The organism is Psychrobacter sp. JCM 18901, assembly GCF_000586435.1.
Taxonomy (GTDB): domain Bacteria; phylum Pseudomonadota; class Gammaproteobacteria; order Pseudomonadales; family Moraxellaceae; genus Psychrobacter.
This window is the reverse complement of sequence record NZ_BAWH01000052.1, coordinates 1-980: the sequence shown is the minus strand read 5'-3', so window position 1 is coordinate 980 and position 980 is coordinate 1. Positions and strand designations below refer to the sequence as shown.

Below are 980 nucleotides of genomic sequence, written 5' to 3'. Positions count from 1 at the left end.
CCCCACTCTCAACTTCGAAAGTGATTGAAAAAAAGAAGAGCACCTCACTAATCTATTGTTTTCGACCAAGAATACAATGGAGTTGTGAGATGCCCATAGACGAATTTATCATCAATATCTATTTAATGGTAGAGCAATATTACAAAATAGTCGTCACCAAACCCTTGCGAAGTGCAGGTTACGCGCCAAAGCTAAGTGATCCTGAGGTTATTTGCATGGAGATGGTCGGTGAATTTTTACACCTTGATCAAGACAAACAAATTTGGCAATACTTTACCCAGCATTGGCAAGACTGGTTTCCAGCCATCGGCTCATACCCTAACTTCGCAAAGCACTGCGCCAATCTGTGGCAAGTCAAACAGCAGATACAAGATAAAGTCAGTCAAATTGAAGGCCGTGACAACATTCATTTTATGGATGGCTTTCCGATACCCGTCTGTCATTATGGACGCGCTTATCGGCATAAAAACTATCAAGACTTAGCGGCTTTTAGCTACTGCGCCGCTAAGCAAGAGAGATACTATGGCTTTGAGGGACATTTGCTTGTTAACTTATCGGGCATGATTAAAGGCTTTACCTTTGCTCCTGCCAATGTTGATGAAAGAGCGGTTGCGCCTGATATTACTGACCATATCCATGGTTTGCTCGGCGCTGATAAAGGGTATATCAGCCCTAGTCTGACATCGTACTACGACGCTCAAGGAGTAGATTTACAAACGCCACTCAGAGCCAACATGAAAGAGGATAGACCCAAACCTGTGGTAAGACGGCTAATGAAAGCCCGCCGTATCGTTGAAACAGTCATTGGTCAGCTATCAGAACGATTTAATATACAAAGAGTGCGAGCAAGAGATTTATGGCATTTGTCTCATCGATTGATTCGTAAGATTCTTTCACACAATCTGTGCTTTGTACTCAACAAAAAAACTTGGTAATCCGCCTCTTCAGTTTGATTTTCTTATTTCAAGTTGAGAGTGGGG

General features: G+C 42.6%; 1 pseudogene. It reads left to right on the top strand.

What is annotated here, in order from left to right:
- Positions 1-89: 89 nt before the first annotated feature.
- Positions 90-972, top strand: a pseudogene (locus TT11_RS16535) (IS982 family transposase).
- Positions 973-980: the final 8 nt, after the last annotated feature.